The organism is Microlunatus aurantiacus (assembly GCF_039536605.1).
GTDB classification, from domain to species: Bacteria; Actinomycetota; Actinomycetes; order Propionibacteriales; family Propionibacteriaceae; genus Microlunatus; species Microlunatus aurantiacus.
The window spans coordinates 890,585-908,561 of record NZ_BAAAYX010000002.1 but is presented as its reverse complement, the minus strand read 5'-3'; the positions used below and the strand labels follow the sequence as shown (position 1 = coordinate 908,561).

13 protein-coding genes and 1 tRNA gene are annotated in these 17,977 nt (G+C 70.6%); 3 read left to right on the top strand and 11 right to left on the bottom strand.

Annotated features, from left to right (window positions below; translation table 11 throughout):
• Window positions 1-3 precede the first annotated feature (3 nt).
• Window positions 4-576, top strand: a complete 573-nt coding sequence (locus ABD714_RS04340) for a hypothetical protein (RefSeq protein ID WP_344811035.1) — start codon at window positions 4-6, stop codon at window positions 574-576.
• 36 nt (window positions 577-612) lie between these two features.
• A tRNA-Asn gene (locus ABD714_RS04335) sits at window positions 613-685 on the top strand.
• A 21-nt stretch (window positions 686-706) separates the two neighbouring features.
• On the opposite strand, the gene ABD714_RS04330 is transcribed toward ABD714_RS04335, so the two are convergent.
• The 11 genes from ABD714_RS04330 to ABD714_RS04280 all read right to left on the bottom strand — a co-directional run bounded on the left by ABD714_RS04330 (window position 707) and on the right by ABD714_RS04280 (window position 16,324).
• Window positions 707-1,549, bottom strand: coding sequence for a sigma-70 family RNA polymerase sigma factor (locus ABD714_RS04330; protein WP_344811034.1), 843 nt, complete (start codon window positions 1,547-1,549; stop codon window positions 707-709).
• Window positions 1,550-1,671: 122 nt separating this feature from the next.
• Window positions 1,672-3,639: a DNA primase gene (gene dnaG, locus ABD714_RS04325; protein ID WP_344811033.1), complete on the bottom strand. Its 1,968-nt coding sequence runs from the start codon at window positions 3,637-3,639 to the stop codon at window positions 1,672-1,674.
• Window positions 3,640-3,668: 29 nt separating this feature from the next.
• Window positions 3,669-5,165, bottom strand: a complete 1,497-nt coding sequence (locus ABD714_RS04320) for an ATP-binding protein (protein WP_344811032.1) — start codon at window positions 5,163-5,165, stop codon at window positions 3,669-3,671.
• 120 nt (window positions 5,166-5,285) lie between these two features.
• On the bottom strand, window positions 5,286-6,980 hold the full coding sequence (locus tag ABD714_RS04315; protein ID WP_344811031.1) for an NAD(P)/FAD-dependent oxidoreductase: 1,695 nt from the start codon (window positions 6,978-6,980) through the stop codon (window positions 5,286-5,288).
• 103 nt (window positions 6,981-7,083) lie between these two features.
• Entirely contained in the window at window positions 7,084-9,324 is a 2,241-nt protein-coding gene (locus ABD714_RS04310) for an alpha-galactosidase (protein WP_344811030.1), read from the bottom strand.
• Window positions 9,325-9,417: 93 nt separating this feature from the next.
• Window positions 9,418-10,323 carry a carbohydrate ABC transporter permease gene (locus tag ABD714_RS04305; protein WP_344811029.1) on the bottom strand — a complete coding sequence of 302 codons (906 nt, stop codon included), beginning with the start codon at window positions 10,321-10,323 and terminating at the stop codon, window positions 9,418-9,420.
• Window positions 10,320-11,267, bottom strand: coding sequence for a carbohydrate ABC transporter permease (locus tag ABD714_RS04300; protein ID WP_344811028.1), 948 nt, complete (start codon window positions 11,265-11,267; stop codon window positions 10,320-10,322). Before ABD714_RS04300 ends, ABD714_RS04305 begins: the two co-directional genes overlap by 4 nt.
• 3 nt (window positions 11,268-11,270) lie before the next feature.
• Window positions 11,271-12,620, bottom strand: coding sequence for an extracellular solute-binding protein (locus ABD714_RS04295; protein ID WP_344811027.1), 1,350 nt, complete (start codon window positions 12,618-12,620; stop codon window positions 11,271-11,273).
• A 179-nt stretch (window positions 12,621-12,799) separates the two neighbouring features.
• Window positions 12,800-13,903 (bottom strand): LacI family DNA-binding transcriptional regulator, encoded by a 1,104-nt coding sequence (locus tag ABD714_RS04290; RefSeq protein ID WP_344811026.1) that lies wholly within the window; start codon window positions 13,901-13,903, stop codon window positions 12,800-12,802.
• 70 nt (window positions 13,904-13,973) lie between these two features.
• Entirely contained in the window at window positions 13,974-14,681 is a 708-nt protein-coding gene (locus ABD714_RS04285; RefSeq protein ID WP_344811025.1) for a response regulator, read from the bottom strand.
• Complete coding sequence (locus ABD714_RS04280) at window positions 14,678-16,324, bottom strand: sensor histidine kinase (RefSeq protein ID WP_344811024.1); 1,647 nt, start codon at window positions 16,322-16,324, stop codon at window positions 14,678-14,680. The genes ABD714_RS04285 and ABD714_RS04280 overlap by 4 nt, the downstream gene beginning before the upstream one ends.
• 151 nt (window positions 16,325-16,475) lie before the next feature.
• On the opposite strand from ABD714_RS04280, the gene ABD714_RS04275 reads away from it, so the two are divergent.
• Window positions 16,476-17,855 (top strand): cation:dicarboxylate symporter family transporter, encoded by a 1,380-nt coding sequence (locus ABD714_RS04275; RefSeq protein WP_344811023.1) that lies wholly within the window; start codon window positions 16,476-16,478, stop codon window positions 17,853-17,855.
• The last annotated feature ends 122 nt before the right edge of the window (window positions 17,856-17,977 follow it).

The window sequence follows — 17,977 nt, the reverse complement described above, 5'->3', positions numbered from 1 at the left end:
CAGATGGCCGACAGACCACACGCCGACAGGAACCGACCCGTACGACGGTGGTGGAGCCGGTCCCGGGGCGTCCCCCCGGAGGCCCACGCCGGCTGGAAGAAGAGCCTGACCGAGGAGCCGGGGCGTCCGGCGCGCATCCTGGCCTGGGCACCGACGGCCGACGGCGGTCTGGTGCTGCTCAGCCCGGCGGTGGTCTCGGTGTGGCGCGAGGACGACTGGCGGCACCACGGGTGGCACGAGATCGAGCGGGGCGGCTGGAACGCCGAGACCGCCCAGCTGCGCTGGCAGACCTACGACGGCGTCCGCGGCGCGGTGGCGCTGCCCGACCCCGCCCGGGTGCCCGAGGTCTTCCGGGAGCGGGTGGACGCCAGCGTGGTCTTCGAGCGGTTCGTGCCGCTCGGCGGGACCGGCGACCGTGGCGTGGTCGTCAGCGGACGACGCGATCTGGCCGCCGGGGCGACCGATCTCACCTGGCACACCACGCTCACGCGGGGCATCACCTGGCGAACTCCCGGGGTCCGGGAGCTGGCCGACACGGCGCTGGCCGCGCTGCGGCACGAGTACGACGAACGCTGATCGGGCTGCTAAAGTACGTAGCCGCGTCACACGCGATCCCCTGTAGCTCAGTTGGCAGAGCGCTTGACTGTTAATCAGGATGTCGTTGGTTCGAGTCCAACCGGGGGAGCTTTCAGCGGGCGTTCGGCGGTCAGCCCGCCAGCCTCTCCCGCTCCCCCTGGGGGCACACCTCCCGGAGCCGCTCCAGCGCTCGTCGCTCGGCCCGGCGCACCCGGTTCCCTGTCACGCCGAGCTGACGGGCGACCTCGGCGTAGGTCAGGGGATCGCCGCCGAACCCGAGGCGCAGCTCGAGCACCCGCCGCTCGAACCCCTCCACCAGCCCGATCAGGTCGACCGGGGCCACCCGCTCCCCGAGCACCTCCTCCAGCCCCGGGTCGTCGGCCGCGATGTCGTCGACCTCGTCCAGGCCCTGCGGTCGCTCGTGGGTGAGCAGTCGGCTGGTCCAGTCCGTCGACCGCCCCAGCGCGGTCGCCACCTCACCCGCTGTCGGCAGCCGGCCGAGCTCCTGGGCGAGCACCGCCTCGATGCCGCGGGCGTGCCGCAGCTGCGTGGCCCGGCTGGTCGGCAGGTTCAGCGAGCCCAGCAGCCGGGCGCTGGCGGCACCGGTGAACGCTCGGATCCAGAGCAGACCGTAGGTGGCGAAGCGGCTCCCGCGCCGGCAGTCGTAGCGGTCCACGGCGGTCATCAGCCCCAGGCAGCCCTCCTGGAACAGGTCGGCGTCGGGCAGCCCGACGCGCTGCCCGGCCTGGTGGGCCACCATCGAGACCAACCGCAGGTTCGCCTCGACATAGCGCCGCCGGGCCCGCGCACCGGCCGCGACCAGCCAGCCGAGCTCCTCGACGGTGGCACCGTGGGGTCGCTCGCCCCGGTCCAGCGCCGCGGCGGCCAGGATCCCGGCCTCGATCTGCAGGGCCAGCGCGACCTCCTCGTCGGCGGTCAGCAGCGGTTCGGCCTGGGGTACGGAGGTGTCCATGCCTCACTGTCGGCGGCCGACCGGTGAGGCGGCAACCGTCCGGTCCGAGTTGTCCACAGGGACCGGGAAGATCGTCGCGCCGGGCTGCGGCCCGGGTCGGGCGCCGCCGTCCCGGGCCGGCGTCAGACCGCGCCGCGGAGGCTCTCGGCGTGCAGCTCGCTGCGGTGGGCCTCCAGCACGACGAGCTCGGAGAACATCTGGTTGTACGCCGTCGGGTTGTCCACCGGGTTGGTGCGCTGGAGCTTGGACTTCAGCTCGGCGACCTGCCGCATCACGGTCAGCAGCCGCAGCTTGGCCGCGTTGGCCTGGACGTAGTGCGCGGTGGCGGGGCCGTGCAGGGACAGTGGCTCCACGGCCAGGGCGGCCACCAGGGAGGCCAGCAGCGGATGGGGCACCGCCGTGGCGACCTGGTGGACCCAGACCGCACCGGCAGCGGGGGCGTCGCGGTGCTCGGCGCGCGCGTTCTGGATCGAGCGGAAGACGGCCGCGTACGCGCGGTGGGTGAAGTCGGCGGCGTCCAGCTCCAGCCAGTCCGGCTCGAACAGCACCGGCGCCTGGAGCAGCAGCTTCATCGTCTCGCGCTCGGTCACCAGCAGCCGGTCGTCGGGCTCGGGCAGCCAGCGACGCTCGGCGGCGACGCTCGTCGGCGTGCCGCTGCCAGCCGGTTCGGCCGTGCCGGAGCGGCTCTCGGAGCCACGGGCGTCGGCACGGGTGTCGCCGGGCCGACCGTTGTCGGGCCGACTGCTCTCGGCGCGCTGCTCGGCGCGCTCGTGCCGCGCCGCCGACCGCATCACCTCGCGCCGCACCTCCTCCACGTCCATCCCCAGCATCCCGGCGAGCTCACGGACGTAGCCGCCCACCAGACCGCTGTCCCGGATGCTGCTGACCAGGGGCGCCGCCTCCCGGAGGGCCGACAGCCGGCCGTCGGCCCGGTCGAGGTCGTGCTGGGTCAAGATGTTGGCCATCACGAACCGGTAGAGCGGCACCCGGCGCGCCACCAGCTCGCGGACGGCCGCGTCGCCGTGCTGCAGGCGCAGGTCGCAGGGATCCAACCCGGAGGGCTCGACGGCGACGTAGGTCTGGGCGATGAAGTTGGCGTCGCCACCGAAGACCTTGAGGGCGGCGGCCTGTCCGGCCGCGTCGCCGTCGAAGGTGAAGATGACCTCGCCACGGAACGCGTCGTGGTTGCCCATCAGCCGGCGCAGCAGCCGGGCGTGGTCGTCGCCGAAGGCGGTGCCGCAGGAGGCGACCGCCGTGTCGACCCCGGCGACGTGCGCCGCCATCACGTCGGTGTAGCCCTCCACCACCACTGCCTGCGACTTCTTGCCGATCTGCTGGCGGGCCAGATCCAGCCCGTACAGGACGTGGGACTTCTTGTAGAGCGGGGTCTCGGGGGTGTTCAGGTACTTCGCCGGCATCCGGTCGTCGTCGCGCAGGCGCCGGGCACCGAAGCCGAGCACCTGGCGGCCGGAGTCCCGGATCGGCCAGAGCAGGCGGCCCTGGAAGTAGTCCCAGCCCGCCTCGCGGATGAGACCGCCGGTGACCAGCTCGGCGTCGCGGAAGCCCCGCCCGTTGAGGTGCCGACGCAGCGCCCGACCGTCCTGGGGCGCGTACCCGACACCGAAGTGCTCCGCGGTGGCCCGGTCGAAGCCGCGCTCGCCGAGGAACTGCCGGCCGATGGCGGCCTCGGGGCTGGACAGCTGCTCGGCGTAGAACTCGGCCGCCGCCTGGTGGGCCTCCATCAGCCGCAGCCGCAGTCCGCGCTCGGGCTGGGAGGCGCCGCCGTCGGTGTAGCGGAGCTGGATCCCGACGCGGTCGGCCAGCCGCTCGACGGTCTCGGTGAACGACAGGTTGTCGATCTTCTGCACGAAGGAGATGACGTCGCCGCCCTCGCCGCACCCGAAGCAGTAGAAGAAGCCACGCGACGGGTTGACCTGGAAGCTGGGCGTCTTCTCGTCGTGGAAGGGGCACAGACCCTTCATCGTGCCGCTGCCGGCGTTGCGCAGGGCGACGTAGGAACCCACGACCTCGTCGATCCGGGCCCGCTCCCGGACGGTCGCGATGTCCTCGTCGTTGATCCGTCCCGGCACGGGTGCAGTCTAGGTGGGCGGGGCGGCCCTCAGTCGCGGTCCGTGCCCCGGCGGAGGGGCAGCCGCACCTGGAAGCGGGTGTTCCCCGGCTCCGAGACCACGCGCAGGTCGCCGCCGTGCCGCTGGGTGATGACGCGGTAGCAGATGTCCAGCCCCAACCCCGTGCCCTCGCCCACCGGCTTGGTGGTGAAGAACGGCTCGAAGATCCGGTCCCGCAGCTCGGCCGGGATCCCGCTGCCGGTGTCGCCGATCTCGACCAGCACGCAGTCGTCCTCGCGGGCGGTGCGGATCCGCAGGATGCCGCCGTCCGGCATGGCCTGCAGGGCGTTGTCGATCAGGTTGGTCCACACCTGGTTGAGCTCGGCCGGGTGCCCGGGCACGGTCGGCAGGTCTGGCGCCAGGTCCTTCTCCACCGTGATCGGCGCGGTCTTCAGCTTGTGTCCCAGCATGATCAGGGTGCTGATCAGACCCTCCTTCACCACCACGTCCTGGAGGCCGGCCCGGTCGACCTGGGAGTACTGCTTGGCCGCCCCGACCAGGGTGGAGATGCGCTGGGTCGAGTCCTCGATCTCGTTCATCAGCTGCTCGGTCTCCAGCGCGTACGCCACCCAGTGCAGGCCGTCGGAGAGGAGCTCGTCGGGCACCTTGGCGGCGACCTCGTCCAGCCAGTCCGGGTCCACACCCGCCGCCACCAGGGCCGGGGCCAGATCCCAGCTGTTGGCCACGCCGTGGTCGTCCAGCCAGTCGCCGATGGTGTCCTCGAGGTCGCTGACCTCCATCGTGGACATCTCCTGCACCTTGGCCATCCGCTCCACCGCCGCGTCCTGCACCTCGACCAGGATCTGCAGCGCCGCGGCGTCGACCCGACCGGAGGCGAGGTGGGCGAGCTTGCCGCGCATCCGGCTCACCCGCTCCCGCAGCGACGCGGTGGCCCGCACCGCCGCCGCGGCCGGGTTGTTCAGCTCGTGGGTCAGCCCGGCGGACAGGCGCCCGAGCGACAGCAGCCGCTCCCGCTGACCGACGGCGGCCTGACTGGACCGCATGCCGATGGTCAGCCCCTCGAGCAGGTGCATGGCCATCGGGAACCACTCGCGGATCCGTTCGCCGATGTCGGCGGCGTCGATCACCCAGAACCGGCAGTCGGTGATCGCCACCAGGCTGCTCGAGTAGGCCGAGTCCTCGCCGACCATGAACGACTGGGTGGCGCCGGCGTAGACGCCCAGCTGGCTGGTCCGGGAGATCTCCACGTCGGTGCTCTCGACCCGCCGGTGCATGGAGATGGTGCCGTCCAGCAGCACGAAGAAGCAGGTCGCGCGCTCCCCCTCGCGGTAGACGAAGTTCCCGCGGGACCGCCGCTCGGTCCTTCCGCGTCGGCTCAGCCAGTCGAGCTGGTCGGCGTCCAGCGACTCGAACAGGAAGAGCCTGCGGAGCTCCTCCGGGGCCAGCCCGGCCCCGGCGTCGGTCCCTGCACTGGTGTCGGTCATGGCCTTCCCTTCCTCGTCCTGCTCACCCGCGATCCTGCTCACCTGCGATCCTGCCCACCTGCGATCCTGCCCACCCGCCATCCTGCTCAGCCGTCAGGACCTCTCGCCTCGTCAACGCCTCCCGACCGGTGCGTCTTCCGCCACGCCCGGGAGCTCCCTGGCTCACTCCGCCAGGTAGCGGTGCACCAGGGTGACCGCGAGCGCACCCTCACCCACGGCCGAGGCCACCCGCTTCACCGACTGCGACCGCACGTCGCCGGCCACGAACACCCCCGGGATGCTGGACTCCAGCAGGTACGGCTCGCGGTCCAGGTCCCAGCCGGCGGGCCGCTGTCCGTCGACCACCAGGTCCGGCCCCGTCCGCACGAAGCCGGCCTCGTCGGTCTCCAGCACGTCGGGCAGCCAGCCGGTCAGCGGAGCCGCCCCGATGAAGACGAACAGGTGACCCGCGTCGACCTGCTGACGAGTTCCCTGGTCCAGGTCGACGAGCGTGACGCACTCCAGGTGATCGGTCCCGGAGCACCGCTCCACCTGGGTCCGGGTCCGCACGTCGATGGTGTCGATGGCGGCGATCTGCTCGATCAGGTAGCTCGACATCGAGCGCTCCAGAGACTCCCCGCGCACGGCCAGGGTGACCCGGGCGGCGTGGGCGGAGAAGAACACGGCAGCCTGACCGGCGGAGTTCGCGCCACCGACGATGATCACGTGGTCGCCGGCGCAGGCGGTCGCCTGGGTCGAGGCGGACCCGTAGTAGACGCCACGACCGACCAGCTCGTCCACCCCGTCGGCGGCGAGCTGCCGGTAGGAGACGCCCGTGGCCAGCAGCACCGCCCGGGTCAGCACGCTCGAGCCGTCGTCGAACACGACCCGCCGGGCGGGCCCCTGCACCTCGAGCCCGACCGCCGTCCGGGCGGTGATCAGCTCGGCACCCAACCGGACCGCCTGGCGACGGGCCCGCTCGGTGAGCTGGCCGCCGGAGACGCCGTCGGGGAAGCCCAGGTAGTTCTCGATCCGCGAGCTCTGACCGGCCTGCCCACCGGCGGCGGCACGCTCGATGATGACGGTGTTGAGTCCTTCGGACGCGCCGTAGACCGCCGCCCCCAGCCCGGCCGGACCTCCACCCACGATGACGAGGTCGTAGAACTCCTCGGTCGGGGCGGTGGACAGGCCCACGGCGTCGGCCAGCTCGGCCAGCCCCGGCCGGATGAGCGTGTCGCCGGCGCTGGTGATCACCACCGGGATGTCGTCCGGGGTCGCACCGGCTGCGGCCATCAGCCGCTTGCCGTCGGGCTCGGCCACGTTGTACCACCGGTAGGACACCAGGTTGCGGGCCAGGAAGTCGCGCACCTCGTAGGACGGTGCGGACCACGGGTGGCCGAGGATCTTGAGCTTGCGCTCGGCCGTGTGCCCGTCCCGCTGCCAGGCGGCCAGCAGCTCGTCGATGACCGGGTAGAGCTTCTCCTCGGGTGGCTCCCACGGCTTGAGCAGGTAGTGGTCGACGTCCACGACGTTGATCGCGGCGATGGCCGCGTCGGTGTCGGCGTACGCGGTGAGCAGCGCCCGGCGTGCGAACGGCACCAGGTCCATCGCCGCCTCGAGGAAGTCGATGCCACTCATCTGGGGCATCCGGTAGTCGGCCAGGATCACCGCCACCTGCTCGCCACGGAGGACGACCTCGCGAATCGCGTCCAGCGCGGCCGGACCGGAGTCCGCCCGAAGGATGCGGTAGTCGTTCCCGTACCGACGCCGGAGATCCCGGGCGACGGCCCGGGACACCGAGGGGTCGTCGTCGACGGTCAGCAGCACCGGGCGGGCCGAGCGGTCCGGAGAGCCGGACTCGGGGGGTCCATTCGTCACAGGGACATCTTGCCCGTTGGCGGCAACCCCGATCGAGGTGTCCGCCGACGTCCGTCCGGTGGCCGGGAGCCCGCCGGTCCGGCGGGCTCTCGGCCGTCCACCACTAGTCGACAGCGGTCACCAGGTAGAGGACCGCGTGGTCGGGGTCGATGTTGGCCGGCATCAGACCCGACCGGGCGAGGGCCGCTCCCGACAGCTCCACCCCCTGCTCACCGTCGGGCACCAGCCGGGTGCGCTCCCCCGCGTTCAGCGCGGCGTACTCGTCGACGGAGGGCATCCGCAGCCCGAACCAGGCCGGCGGCCGTCCCCGGTGGGGCAGCAGGTCCGCGACCGGAGCCACCCGGTAGCGGCGCGTCGGGTCCAGGCCCCGCAACGGGATGCGACCGACGGAGACCGCCTCCGAGCGGTCGACCGCGACGACGGAGAAGATCGCCGAGCTCTGGTCGGGGGCCACCACACCGTGCACGTTGACGCTGCTGTCGGGGAAGTCCACCCGGACCAGGTCACCGGCCAGCAGCAACCCGCGGTGCTCCTTGTAGAACGAGATCCAGCCCCGGAGCTCGGCCAGCTCCGCCTCGCTGGCCCTGGCGAGATCCCACTCGATGCCCAGGTGACCGAAGACCGCGGTCGCCGCCCGGTAGTCCAGGTCGTGCGCCCGCCCCGTGGTGTGGGACTCGCCGGAGGCGATGTGGGCGCCCATCAGCTCCGGCGGGATGAGCTGGGTGGTCCAGCGGTGCATCTCCTGCCGCTCGTGCGGGTCGATGCAGTCCGACACCCAGACCCGCTCGGTCCGCTCCAGCACCCCGAGGTCCACCCGTGCCCCGCCGGACGAGCAGGACTCGATCTCCAGACCCGGGAACGCGGCCTTGATCTCGTCGACCAGCCGGTAGAACGCGAGCGTCTGCTCGTGCACGCCGGGTCGGCCGTCGAGCTGGGTCCCGGCGTCGACCAGGTCGCGGTTGTGGTCCCACTTGATGTAGTCGATCCGGTACTCGGTCAGGATCGCGAAGATCGCGTCCCGGATGTAGGCGTAGCACTCCGGGAGACCGAGGTTGATCACCTGCTGGAAACGCGACTCCACCGGCAGCCGGTCGCCGGTGGCCATCACCCACTCGGGGTGCGCGCGGGCGGTGTCGGAGTCCAGGTTGATCATCTCCGGCTCGAACCACAGCCCGAACTCCATGCCCAGGTCCTTGACCTTGTTCACGATCGGGTGCAGCCCGTTCGGCCAGACGTCCGGCGACACCGTCCAGTCACCCAGGCCCGAGTGGTCGTCGCGGCGGGAGCCGAACCAGCCGTCGTCGAGCACGTAGCGCTCGACACCGAGCTCAGCCGCCCGCTCCGCCAGGTCGACCAACCGGTCGAGGTCGTGGTCGAAGTACACGGCCTCCCACACGTTGATGGTCACCGGCCGGTCGGTGCTCGGGTGGTTCGGGCGGGCGCGCAGGAACCGGTGGAAGCGGCGGGCCACCTCGTCCAGACCGTCGCCGTACGCGCCGTAGAGCCAGGGCGAACCGTAGGACTCACCGGTGGCCAGCACGATCTCGCCGGGCAGCAGCAGCTCGCCGCCGCCCAGCACCTGCTCGCCGGTGGAGAGCCGCTCGGCGTAGTGGACGTGGTTGCCGCTCCAGGCCGTGTGCACCGCCCAGATCTCGCCGCTGCCGAAGGAGAACCCCGGGGTCCCCGCGTGCAGCACGGTGGCCGCGTCGGCGCCCGTGCGGCCCTTGCGGTTCTCCCGCAGGTGGATGCCGGTCTGCAGCGGGCTGCGCCGGGCCACGCGCTCCTTGCCCCACCGGCCGCACATGTCGAGCAGCTCGCGCGCCACCGGCGGCACCGGCAGCGCCGGGGTGAGGCCCTGGACCTCGTACGGCTCGGCGCCGGTGTTGGTGACCGTGGCCCGCACCCGCAGCAGCCCGCCGGCGGTCAGCTCGACCGTCAGGGTGACCGCGAGACCCGCCACCTCATCGGCGGCGTCGACCTCGAGCACGGTCGGGCCCTCGGTGGCGATCAGGGAGCCGTCGGTGTCGGCCGTCGCGCCGTCCACGCGCAGGCCGGTGGTGGAGAACTTGGGGGACCAGTCGCGGCCGCTGCGGGAGCCCGCCAGACCCGGCCGGCCCAGCCAGCCGGTCCAGTGCTCGGGCAGCAGCGCCAGGTGCACCGGGTCGTCGCTGATGTTGGCGGCCCCGGGGAACTCCGACGCCCGCGCGGTGGCGGCGGCGTCGGCGGTGGTGAGCTCGCCGAGATCAGCTCCCCAGTAGGAGAGTGAGGGGAGGTGTCCGTCGGTGAGGTCGACGAGCGCACCCACCCCCTCGGTGCGCAGCAGGACGTAGGCGTTGACGGGCACGGCGTTCCTTTCGAGTCCGAGGCAGGGGAAAGCGCTGAGCGCCCGGAGACATGGGTCTCCGAGCGCTCAGCGATGGTGCTGGAGCCGTCGGGGCTAGGTCTTGGACCCCGACAGCGCGATGCCCTCGACGATCTGCTTCTGGGCGATGATGAAGATGATTAGGAACGGCACCGCCGCCAACGAGGTCGCCGCCATCAGGCCACCCCAGTCGGAGGAGTAGGCACCCTTGAACTGCGCCACCCACAGCGGCAGCGTGAACAGCGTGTCGGTGTTGATGAAGATCAACGGTGCCAGGAAGTCGTTCCACCGGCCCAGGAAGATGAAGATCCCCAGGGCCACCATCGGGGTCTTGAGCAGGGGCAGGATCATCGTGAGGAAGATCTTGACCCTACCTGCACCGTCGATGGCTGCCGCCTCCTCCAGCTCCAACGGGATGCCGCGGACGTACTGCCGCAGCAGGAACACCCCGAAGGCGTTGAAGAGGGCGGGCGGCACGATCAGGGCCAGGTGGGTGTCGATCCAGCGGAGCTCTCCCAGGATCAGGTACTGCGGGATCACGATCAGCTGGAACGGCACCATCATGGTGGCCAGGAAGACGCCGAACAGCGCGTTGTTGCCCGGGAACCGCATCCGGGCGAACGCGTACGCCGCCATGGCGCAGGTGATCAGGGAGATCACCGTGACCAGTGTGGCGATGTAGAAGGAGTTGAAGAAGGACGTGTAGAAGCTGCCCGTCCCGAAGGCGGTCTGGTAGTTCTGGATGGTCCAGGCCATCGGGAACATCTTGGGCGGCTTGATGAAGATCTCGTCGAGGGGCTTGAACGACGAGAGGATCATCCACAGGAACGGCAGCGCCATCAGGATCGAGGCGATGGTCAGGAAGAGGTGCAGCAGGACGCGAGCGGGCCGGAGGGCACGCTTGTTCTGGACCTGCTCGACGTTCGGCTCGTGAACGGTCTCGTCGAGAGCCTGGACGGGGATGTTGTTCTGGAGAGTCATTCTGTGTAGTGCACCCATCTCTTCTGGGCGAGGAGCTGGAGACCAGTCACCGCCAACAGGATCAGGAACAGAACCATCGCCAGAGCGGCGCCGCGACCGAAGTCGAACTGACGGAAGGCGACCTGGACGATCTCGTACACGATGGTGCGTGCGTACGCCGGAGCCGTCGTCTCGTAGAAGAAGTAGATGTAGTCGAACACCTGGAACGAGCCGATGATGCCGGTGATCGAGAGGAACAGGATCGTCGGCGACAGCAGCGGGAGGGTGATCTTCCGCATCTTCTGGAACTCCGAGGCCCCGTCGATGTCGGCCGCCTCATAGAGCGCCCGCGGGACGTTCTCGATACCGGCCATGAACATGACGACCTGGTAGCCGATGCCCTGCCAGACGGTGACGAACACGATGGCCGGGATGGCCGTCTTCGGGTCCTGCAGCCAGTCCGGCAACGTGATGCCGAGGTTGGTCGAGAAGAACCCGTTGATGGGCGACAGTTCGGGGTTGAGCAGCCACAGCCAGATCGCCGACACCGCGATGGTCGACGTGACCTGCGGCGCGAAGAAGGCTGTCCGGTAGACGCTCTTCATCTTCGCGGCCTTCTGCATGAAGAAGGCGGCGAGGAAGCCCGAGACCAGCAGACCCGGCACCTGCAGCACGGTGAACCACAGGGTGTTGACCATCGAGGTGCGCATCTGCGGGTCGCTGAACACCCACGCGAAGTTCGCGAACCCGGCGAACGACCGGGTGCCGAAGCCGTCCCAGTTGGAGAACGCCAGCACCACGGCGAAGATCAGCGGGCCGATCATGAAGACGACGAGCCCGAGCAGCTGTGGCGCCAGGAACCCGTAGGCCAGCAGGGTGTCCTTCCGCCGTCTGGCCGAGAGCGCCCGCTTCTTGCCGCCGGGTGATGAGTCCACCACCGGCCGCGCATCGGTTGCGGTGGTCACCGCCTAGCCCCCTGCGTTGATGAAGGCGGCCATCTTGCTGGCGAAGGTCTTGGCGTCCGCGCCACCCTTGATCAGGCCGTCGAAGGTGGTCCCGAAGTTCGTCCCGACCTTGGAGCTGCGGGCGATGACCTCGGGCACGGCGTACGCCTTGGCCGCGACCTCGGTGAAGTACTTCGCGTTGGCCGGCAGGCCACCCTCGAGCACGATGTCGTCCAGGCCGGCCATCGACGGCACCGCGTTGCCGCCGCCGGAGAGGCGCTGCTTCTGGCCGTCGGCGTTGACGTAGCGGGACAGGAACTGCAGCGAGGCCTCCTTGTCCTTGGCCCCGGTCTGCACCCCCATGGCCGCGGTGTAGACCGCCACCGGCATGACCGTCTTGCCGTCCTCGGACGGCATCGGGGCGATGTCGTACTGCACGTTCTTGAGCTTGCGCAGGTTGGGCAGGATCCACCGGCCGTACTGCACGGAAGCCAGCTGGCCGCCGTAGAACAGGGCGTCGACACCCTGGCCCTTGGGCAACGTGCCGCCGAAGGTGATCGTCTCGTTCTTGAAGTGGTCGAACAACCAGCTGATGATCTCCATCGCCTTGGGGTCGGTGTCGAAGACCGCCTTGTCGTCGGCGATCGCCGTGCCACCGAAGGTGGTGATCAGGCTGAACAGGTCGAACCAGTTGCCTTCCACGACCATGCCGCGCTTGCCGGTCGCCTTGACCTTGGTCAGCATGTCGTCGAGCGCGTCCCGGTTCCACGTACCGCCGGTGAAGGCCGCCACCGGGTCCGGGGTGAAGCCGGCCTCTTCGAGCAGACCCTTGTTGAACCAGAACACCTTCGGGTTGCAGTCGACCGGGATGCCGTAGAGCTTGCCGTCCTCGCTCTTGCACCACTGGTAGAGGCCCTCGTAGACGTCGGCGATCTTGACCTCGGCCTTGTCGGTTCCCAGGAAGTCGTCCAGCGGCTCGAGCTTGCCGCTGGCGATCAGCGGAGCCATCGAGGTGTCGCCGATGTAGAAGGCGTCCGGGGCGGCGCCGCCGGCGAGCTGGGTCAGCAGCTTCGACTGGTAGTCGCCGACCACCTGCTGCCAGGTGACCGGGTTGCCGTACTTGGCGGTGTAGTCCTTGGAGAACTGCTTGAACCGCTCGCCCTCGCCGGGGTTGGCCCACGAAGCCCAGGTGATCGCACCCTTGGAGCCCTCGCCGCCACCACCGCTGCCGCCGGCCGGTCCGGCACCGCTACCGCTGCCACAACCGGCCAGCAGCGTTCCCGCACCGGCGACACCCAGTCCGGCCAGTGCGGTCGTACCCAGGAAACTCCGGCGCGACACAGCGCGTCCGAGTGCGTCCTTGACTTCAGTCATACATTCCTCCTCGAATGTCGCCCCTGGGCTCCCGAATAGCCAGAGGAGATCCTTAGCGTGCTCGATCCTGCCCGGCACGCAACCGGTTGTCAACGGTTGTCACCCACGAATGTGGGCATCATCTGATCTCTCGCAGCAGACCACGGGATCCGCTGGTACGCAAGAATGCGACCGAATAGTTATCTACGGGTCACGTAAGGTGCCGTCGAGTCGCGGACGATCAGGTCGACCCGCAGCTGCTCGGTCCCCTCGAGCGAAGCGGTCTCGTCTCGACGTGTGTCGCCGAGCACCTCCAGCAGGGCCAGGGCGGCGCGCTTGCCCTGGGCGTGAGCGTGCTGGTCGACGGTGGTGAGATCCCACAGGTGGGACATCGGGTGATCGTCGAACCCGGCCACGGAGATGTCCCGCGGGCACAGGACCCCGGCCCGGCGCAGGGACGCGATGAGCCCGAACGCGAGCTCGTCGGACTGGCAGAAAACGGCACCGGGCAAGGGATCCGCCGAGGCGAGCAGCTGCCGTCCCACCAGCTCGCCGTCACGGCTGTGGCAGTCGCCGGGACGCAGCCGGCGCACGGCATCGGCATCGTGACCCGCCTCGGCCAGTCCGTCCAGGAAGCCCGCGGCCCGGAGCTCCCAGATGCTCACATCCAGCTTCCCGAGCATCTGCCCCTCGACCATCGCGAAGGAGGTGTGGCCCAGTCCGGCGAGGTGCCGGGCCACCAGGCGGCCGCCCTCCCGGTGGTCGACGAACAGTCCCGGGGCGGTCGACAGCGGCCCGCCGTGGGCGGCCACCGGGACCAGCGCCTTGCCCTCCTGGGCGTCCGGGACGCTCGTCGTACCCGCGAACAGCAGGGCGTCGCGGGAGCGACCGGCGCCCAGCTGCCGGAAGAGCCGGGCGAACTGCTCGGAGCCGATCTGCAGGAAGTCGGAGTCGATGTCGAGGTTGATCAGCTCGATCCGGAAGCCGGCGGCACTGAGCACCTCGCTCGCCCCGGACGCCACCTCGCTGAAGTACCAGGAGCGGAGGCTGGGCAGGACGATCCCGACGGTGCGGGTCGAACCGGTCGCCAGTGCCGTGCCGAGCTCGGACGCCGAGTAGTCCAGCTCGTCGGCGGCGGCCAGGATGCGCCGCCTGGTCTGCTCGCCGACCCCGTCCATCCCCCGCAGGGCCCGGGAGACGGTGCCCTTGTTGACCCCGGCTCGGCGCGCGACGTCCACGATGGTGACGCGCCGCTTCTTCTCCTGGCTCGTCGCCACGAACCAGGTCGTTGCGTCGGAGGACACGCCAGGAGCATAGGACCCCGCGGCGCCACCCGCACCGTCGTTGCTCGTCGTCGGAGAGGACGTCTCCGGCTCAGCGCCAGCGATAGCGCACCTCAGGACGTCCGGCCCGGCCCTCGTGCGAGGCGCGTCGCTCCACCAGGGCGGAGTCGGCCAGGTACTCCAGGTAGCGACGGGCCGTGACCCGTGAGGTGCCGACCTGCTCGGCCGCCTCCCCCGCGCTCAGGGCCTCGGCCCCCTGCAGCACCCCGGTGATCCGGCCGAGCATCTCCACCGAGAGGCCCTTGGGCAGGTTCTGGGAGCTGAGGGCCGGACGCAGGGTGGCGATCATGGCGTCGATCTCGGTCTGGCCCAGCGCCGCCTGACGACTGTCCAGCTGGGCCCGGTACGCCAGGTACTGCTCGATCTTGGTCCGGAAGGAGCTGAAGGTGAAGGGCTTGATCACGTACGCCACCACGCCCTGCGCCACGGCCTGACGCACGACGTCGACGTCGCGGGCCGCGGTCACCGCGATCACGTCCGCCCCGTGCCCGGTGCCGCGGATGCGCCGGAGCAGGTCGAGTCCGTGGCTGTCGGGCAGGTTCATGTCCAGCACCACGAGGTCGATGTCGGGCTGGGCCGCCAGCAGCCGCAGCGCCTCACGACCGGACCGGGCGACGCCGACCACGGTCAGCCCGAGCCGCTGGAGGTAGACGGCGTTGGCCTCGGCCACCACCGCCTCGTCCTCGACCACCACGGCGGTCAGCCCCGAGGTCGCCGACGGCTCCGCCGATGTCGTCACGCGTGCTCCCCCCGCACGGGCGACATCCGTGTCGCCCGCGTCCCGCTCAGATCTTCCTCGCCGGGGATGTCGACGGTGAACTCGGCCCCACCCAGTCGCGAGGCACCGACCTCGATCCGCCCGCCGAGACGCCGGACGACCTCGGTCACCAGGGCCAGGCCGATCCCCCGGCCGATGCCGTCGGCGCCCGGTTTGGTCGACCACCCGCGGGTGAAGACCTGCTGGCGCCGCTCAGGGGCCAGACCCGGGCCGGAGTCGGCGACCCGCAGCCGCAGCCGGTGTCCCTCGAGGTCGCAGAACACCTCCACCCGACGGTCCCGCTCCACCTCGCCGGTGGCGTCCAGGGCGTTGTCGATCAGGTTGCCGACCAGGGTGACGAGGTCCTGGGGGTCGAAGTCGTGGTCCGCGACGCGGGAGCCGTCCACGACGGTCAGCTCGATGCCACGTTCCGCCGCCTGGGCGGTCTTGCCCAGCAGCGTCGCGGCCAGCACCGGGTCGTCGACCGCTGCCACCACCTCGTCGGTGAGACGCTGGGCCAGCGCCAGCTCCGCCGTCGCGAACTCGACAGCGGCCACGGTGCGACCCATCTCGATCAGCGACACCACCGTCTGCATCCGGTTGGCCGCCTCGTGGTTCAGGGCCCGCAGCGAGTCGGCCAGGCTCCGGGCGGAGTCGAGCTCGCCGGAGACCGACTGCAGGTCGGTGCGGTCGCGGAGCGTGATCACGGAGCCGACCACCCTGCCCTCCCAGGTGGCGACGGTCCGGTTCACCACCAGGATCTTGTCGTGCACCAGCTGGACCTCGTCCCGGATCTCCTCCGGGCTCCCGGTCCGCTCGACGAAGGACGTCGGCAGGTCGAGATCACCGAGGTCGGTGCCCACGACGTCGCCGGTCAGGGCCAGCAGCCGCCGCGCCTCGTCGTTGACCAGCTGCACCCGCCCCATCGGGTCCAGCAGCAGCATGCCCTCGCGGACGGCGTGCAGGACTGCGTCGTAGTACTCGAGCATGGCGATCAGCTGGGTCTCCGCCAGCCCCCGGGTCTGGCGCCGGAGCCGGCGGCTGATGGCGAAGGCGCCCGCGGCGCCGACAGCCAGCGCACCGACCCCGGCCAGCAGGATCGGCGGCAGGGTCGGCCAGATGGAGCGCTGGACGCTGGCTATGGTGATGCCCACCGAGACCAGGCCGACCAGGCGGTCGCCGTCGGTCACCGGGGCGACCGAGCGGACCGATCGGCCGAGGGTGCCGGTGTACTCCTCGGTGATGGTGCCTCCCGCGCGCGCGGCCTCGATGGTGCCGAGGTAGCGACCGCCGATCTGGCTGCGGTCCGGGTGGGTCCAGCGGACCCCGTCGGGGCTCATCATCACGATGAAGCTGGTGCCCGTGGCCCGCTGGACCTGGTCGGCGTACGGCTGCAGGCTCGCCGTCGGGTCGGAGGTGAGCGCGCCGGCCCGGACCGTCGGCGAGGAGGCGAGCGACTCGGCCACCCCGAGGGTGACGTCGCCGGCGGACCGGACCGCGTCCCGCCGGGCGTCCAGGACGGCCAGCCCGAGGCCACCGACCACCACAAGGGCGACCACGACCAGCTGCAGCAGCAGGATCTGCGCCGCGACGCTGCTGCTCCTCAGCCGGTCGAGGGGGGCCATGCCGGCATTGTCCACCAGCCCCGTCCGTGCGGGCCGGCTCTGGTCGACGTGAACTCAACGTACGCAACGAGGACGGGTCCCACGGCAGACCGCAGGATACGAGCACCCGGTGTTCCGGGCCCACTCGTCAGCGTCGATTCGAGGAGAGATCATGGCTGCCACCCTCACCCCGCCCAGCGGGGAAGCCCCGGCCAGCAAGAAGAAGGACCGGACCCACTGGCTCTACATCTCGGTCCTCATCGCCGTCGGGCTGGGGATCGCCGTCGGGCTGGTGTTCCCGGAGGTGGGCAAGGCCCTCAAGCCGCTCGGCACCGGCTTCGTCAACCTGATCAAGATGATGATCGCGCCGGTGATCTTCTGCACGATCGTGCTCGGCATCGGCTCGGTGCGCAAGGCCTCGCAGGTCGGCAAGGTCGGCAGCATCGCCCTGGTCTACTTCCTGACCATGTCGACCCTGGCCCTGGCCATCGGTCTGCTGGTCGGCAACATCATCCACCCGGGTGAGGGGCTGCGGATCACCCCCGAGGTCGCCGAGAAGGGTGCCGGCGCGGTCACCAGCGAGAAGCTGACCACCGCCGAGTTCCTGCTGCACATCATCCCCACCACCCTGTTCTCCGCCCTGACCACCGAGGTGGTGCTGCAGACGCTGCTGGTGGCGCTGCTGGTCGGCTTCGCGCTGCAGGCGATGGGCAAGAGCGGGGAGCCGGTCCTGAAGGGCATCGGGCACCTGCAGAAGCTCGTCTTCCGGATCCTGTCCATGATCATGTGGCTGGCCCCGGTCGGTGCCTTCGGGGCCATCGCGGCGGTCGTCGGCGCCACCGGGGTGGCTGCCCTGAAGGCCCTGGCGATCCTGATGTTCGGCTTCTACACCGCCTGCGCCCTGTTCGTGTTCGTCATCCTCGGCTCCCTGCTGTGGGTCGTGGCGCGGATCAACATCTTCTCGCTGTTCCGCTACCTGGGCCGCGAGTTCCTGCTGATCGTGGCGACCTCCTCCTCGGAGTCGGCCCTGCCGCGGTTGATCGCCAAGATGGAGCACATCGGGGTCTCCCGCTCCACCGTCGGTGTGGTCGTGCCGACCGGCTACTCGTTCAACCTCGACGGCACCGCGATCTACCTGACCATGGCCTCGCTGTTCATCGCCGCCGCGATGGGCGACCCGCTCACCGTCGGCGAGCAGATCTCGCTGCTGGTCTTCATGATGATCGCCTCCAAGGGCGCCGCCGGGGTCACCGGCGCCGGTCTGGCCACGCTGGCCGGAGGTCTCGCCTCGCACCGCCCCGAGCTGATCGACGGAGTCGGGCTCATCGTCGGCATCGACCGGTTCATGTCCGAGGCCCGCGCCGTCACGAACTTCGCCGGGAACGCCATCGCCACCCTGGTGATCGGCACCTGGACCCGGAGCGTGGACCACGACCAGGTGGCCCTGGTCCTCCGCGGCGGCGACCCGTTCAACGAGGAGACGATGGTCGACGACGGCCACGGCACCGAGGTCGAAGACCGCGAGCCGGAGCTGGCCACCGCCCAGCGCTGACCCCTCCCCCTCCCCTCTCCCGCTGCTCCCCCTCACCCACCCGCTGACGCCCCCTTTCACTCACTCACGCCCCCTGTGCAGGGGTAGCGCGAGAGAGCGAAAGGTGGCGTCAGCGGTTCCAG

Coding starts and splice junctions, on each gene's coding strand:
- ABD714_RS04295 (WP_344811027.1), bottom strand. CDS start 12,620: ATGACTGAAGTCAAGGACGCACTCGGACGCGCTGTGTCGCGCCGGAGT.
- ABD714_RS04305 (WP_344811029.1), bottom strand. CDS start 10,323: ATGACTCTCCAGAACAACATCCCCGTCCAGGCTCTCGACGAGACCGTT.
- ABD714_RS04275 (WP_344811023.1), top strand. CDS start 16,476: ATGGCTGCCACCCTCACCCCGCCCAGCGGGGAAGCCCCGGCCAGCAAG.
- ABD714_RS04330 (WP_344811034.1), bottom strand. CDS start 1,549: ATGGACACCTCCGTACCCCAGGCCGAACCGCTGCTGACCGCCGACGAG.
- ABD714_RS04280 (WP_344811024.1), bottom strand. CDS start 16,324: ATGGCCCCCCTCGACCGGCTGAGGAGCAGCAGCGTCGCGGCGCAGATC.
- ABD714_RS04340 (WP_344811035.1), top strand. CDS start 4: ATGGCCGACAGACCACACGCCGACAGGAACCGACCCGTACGACGGTGG.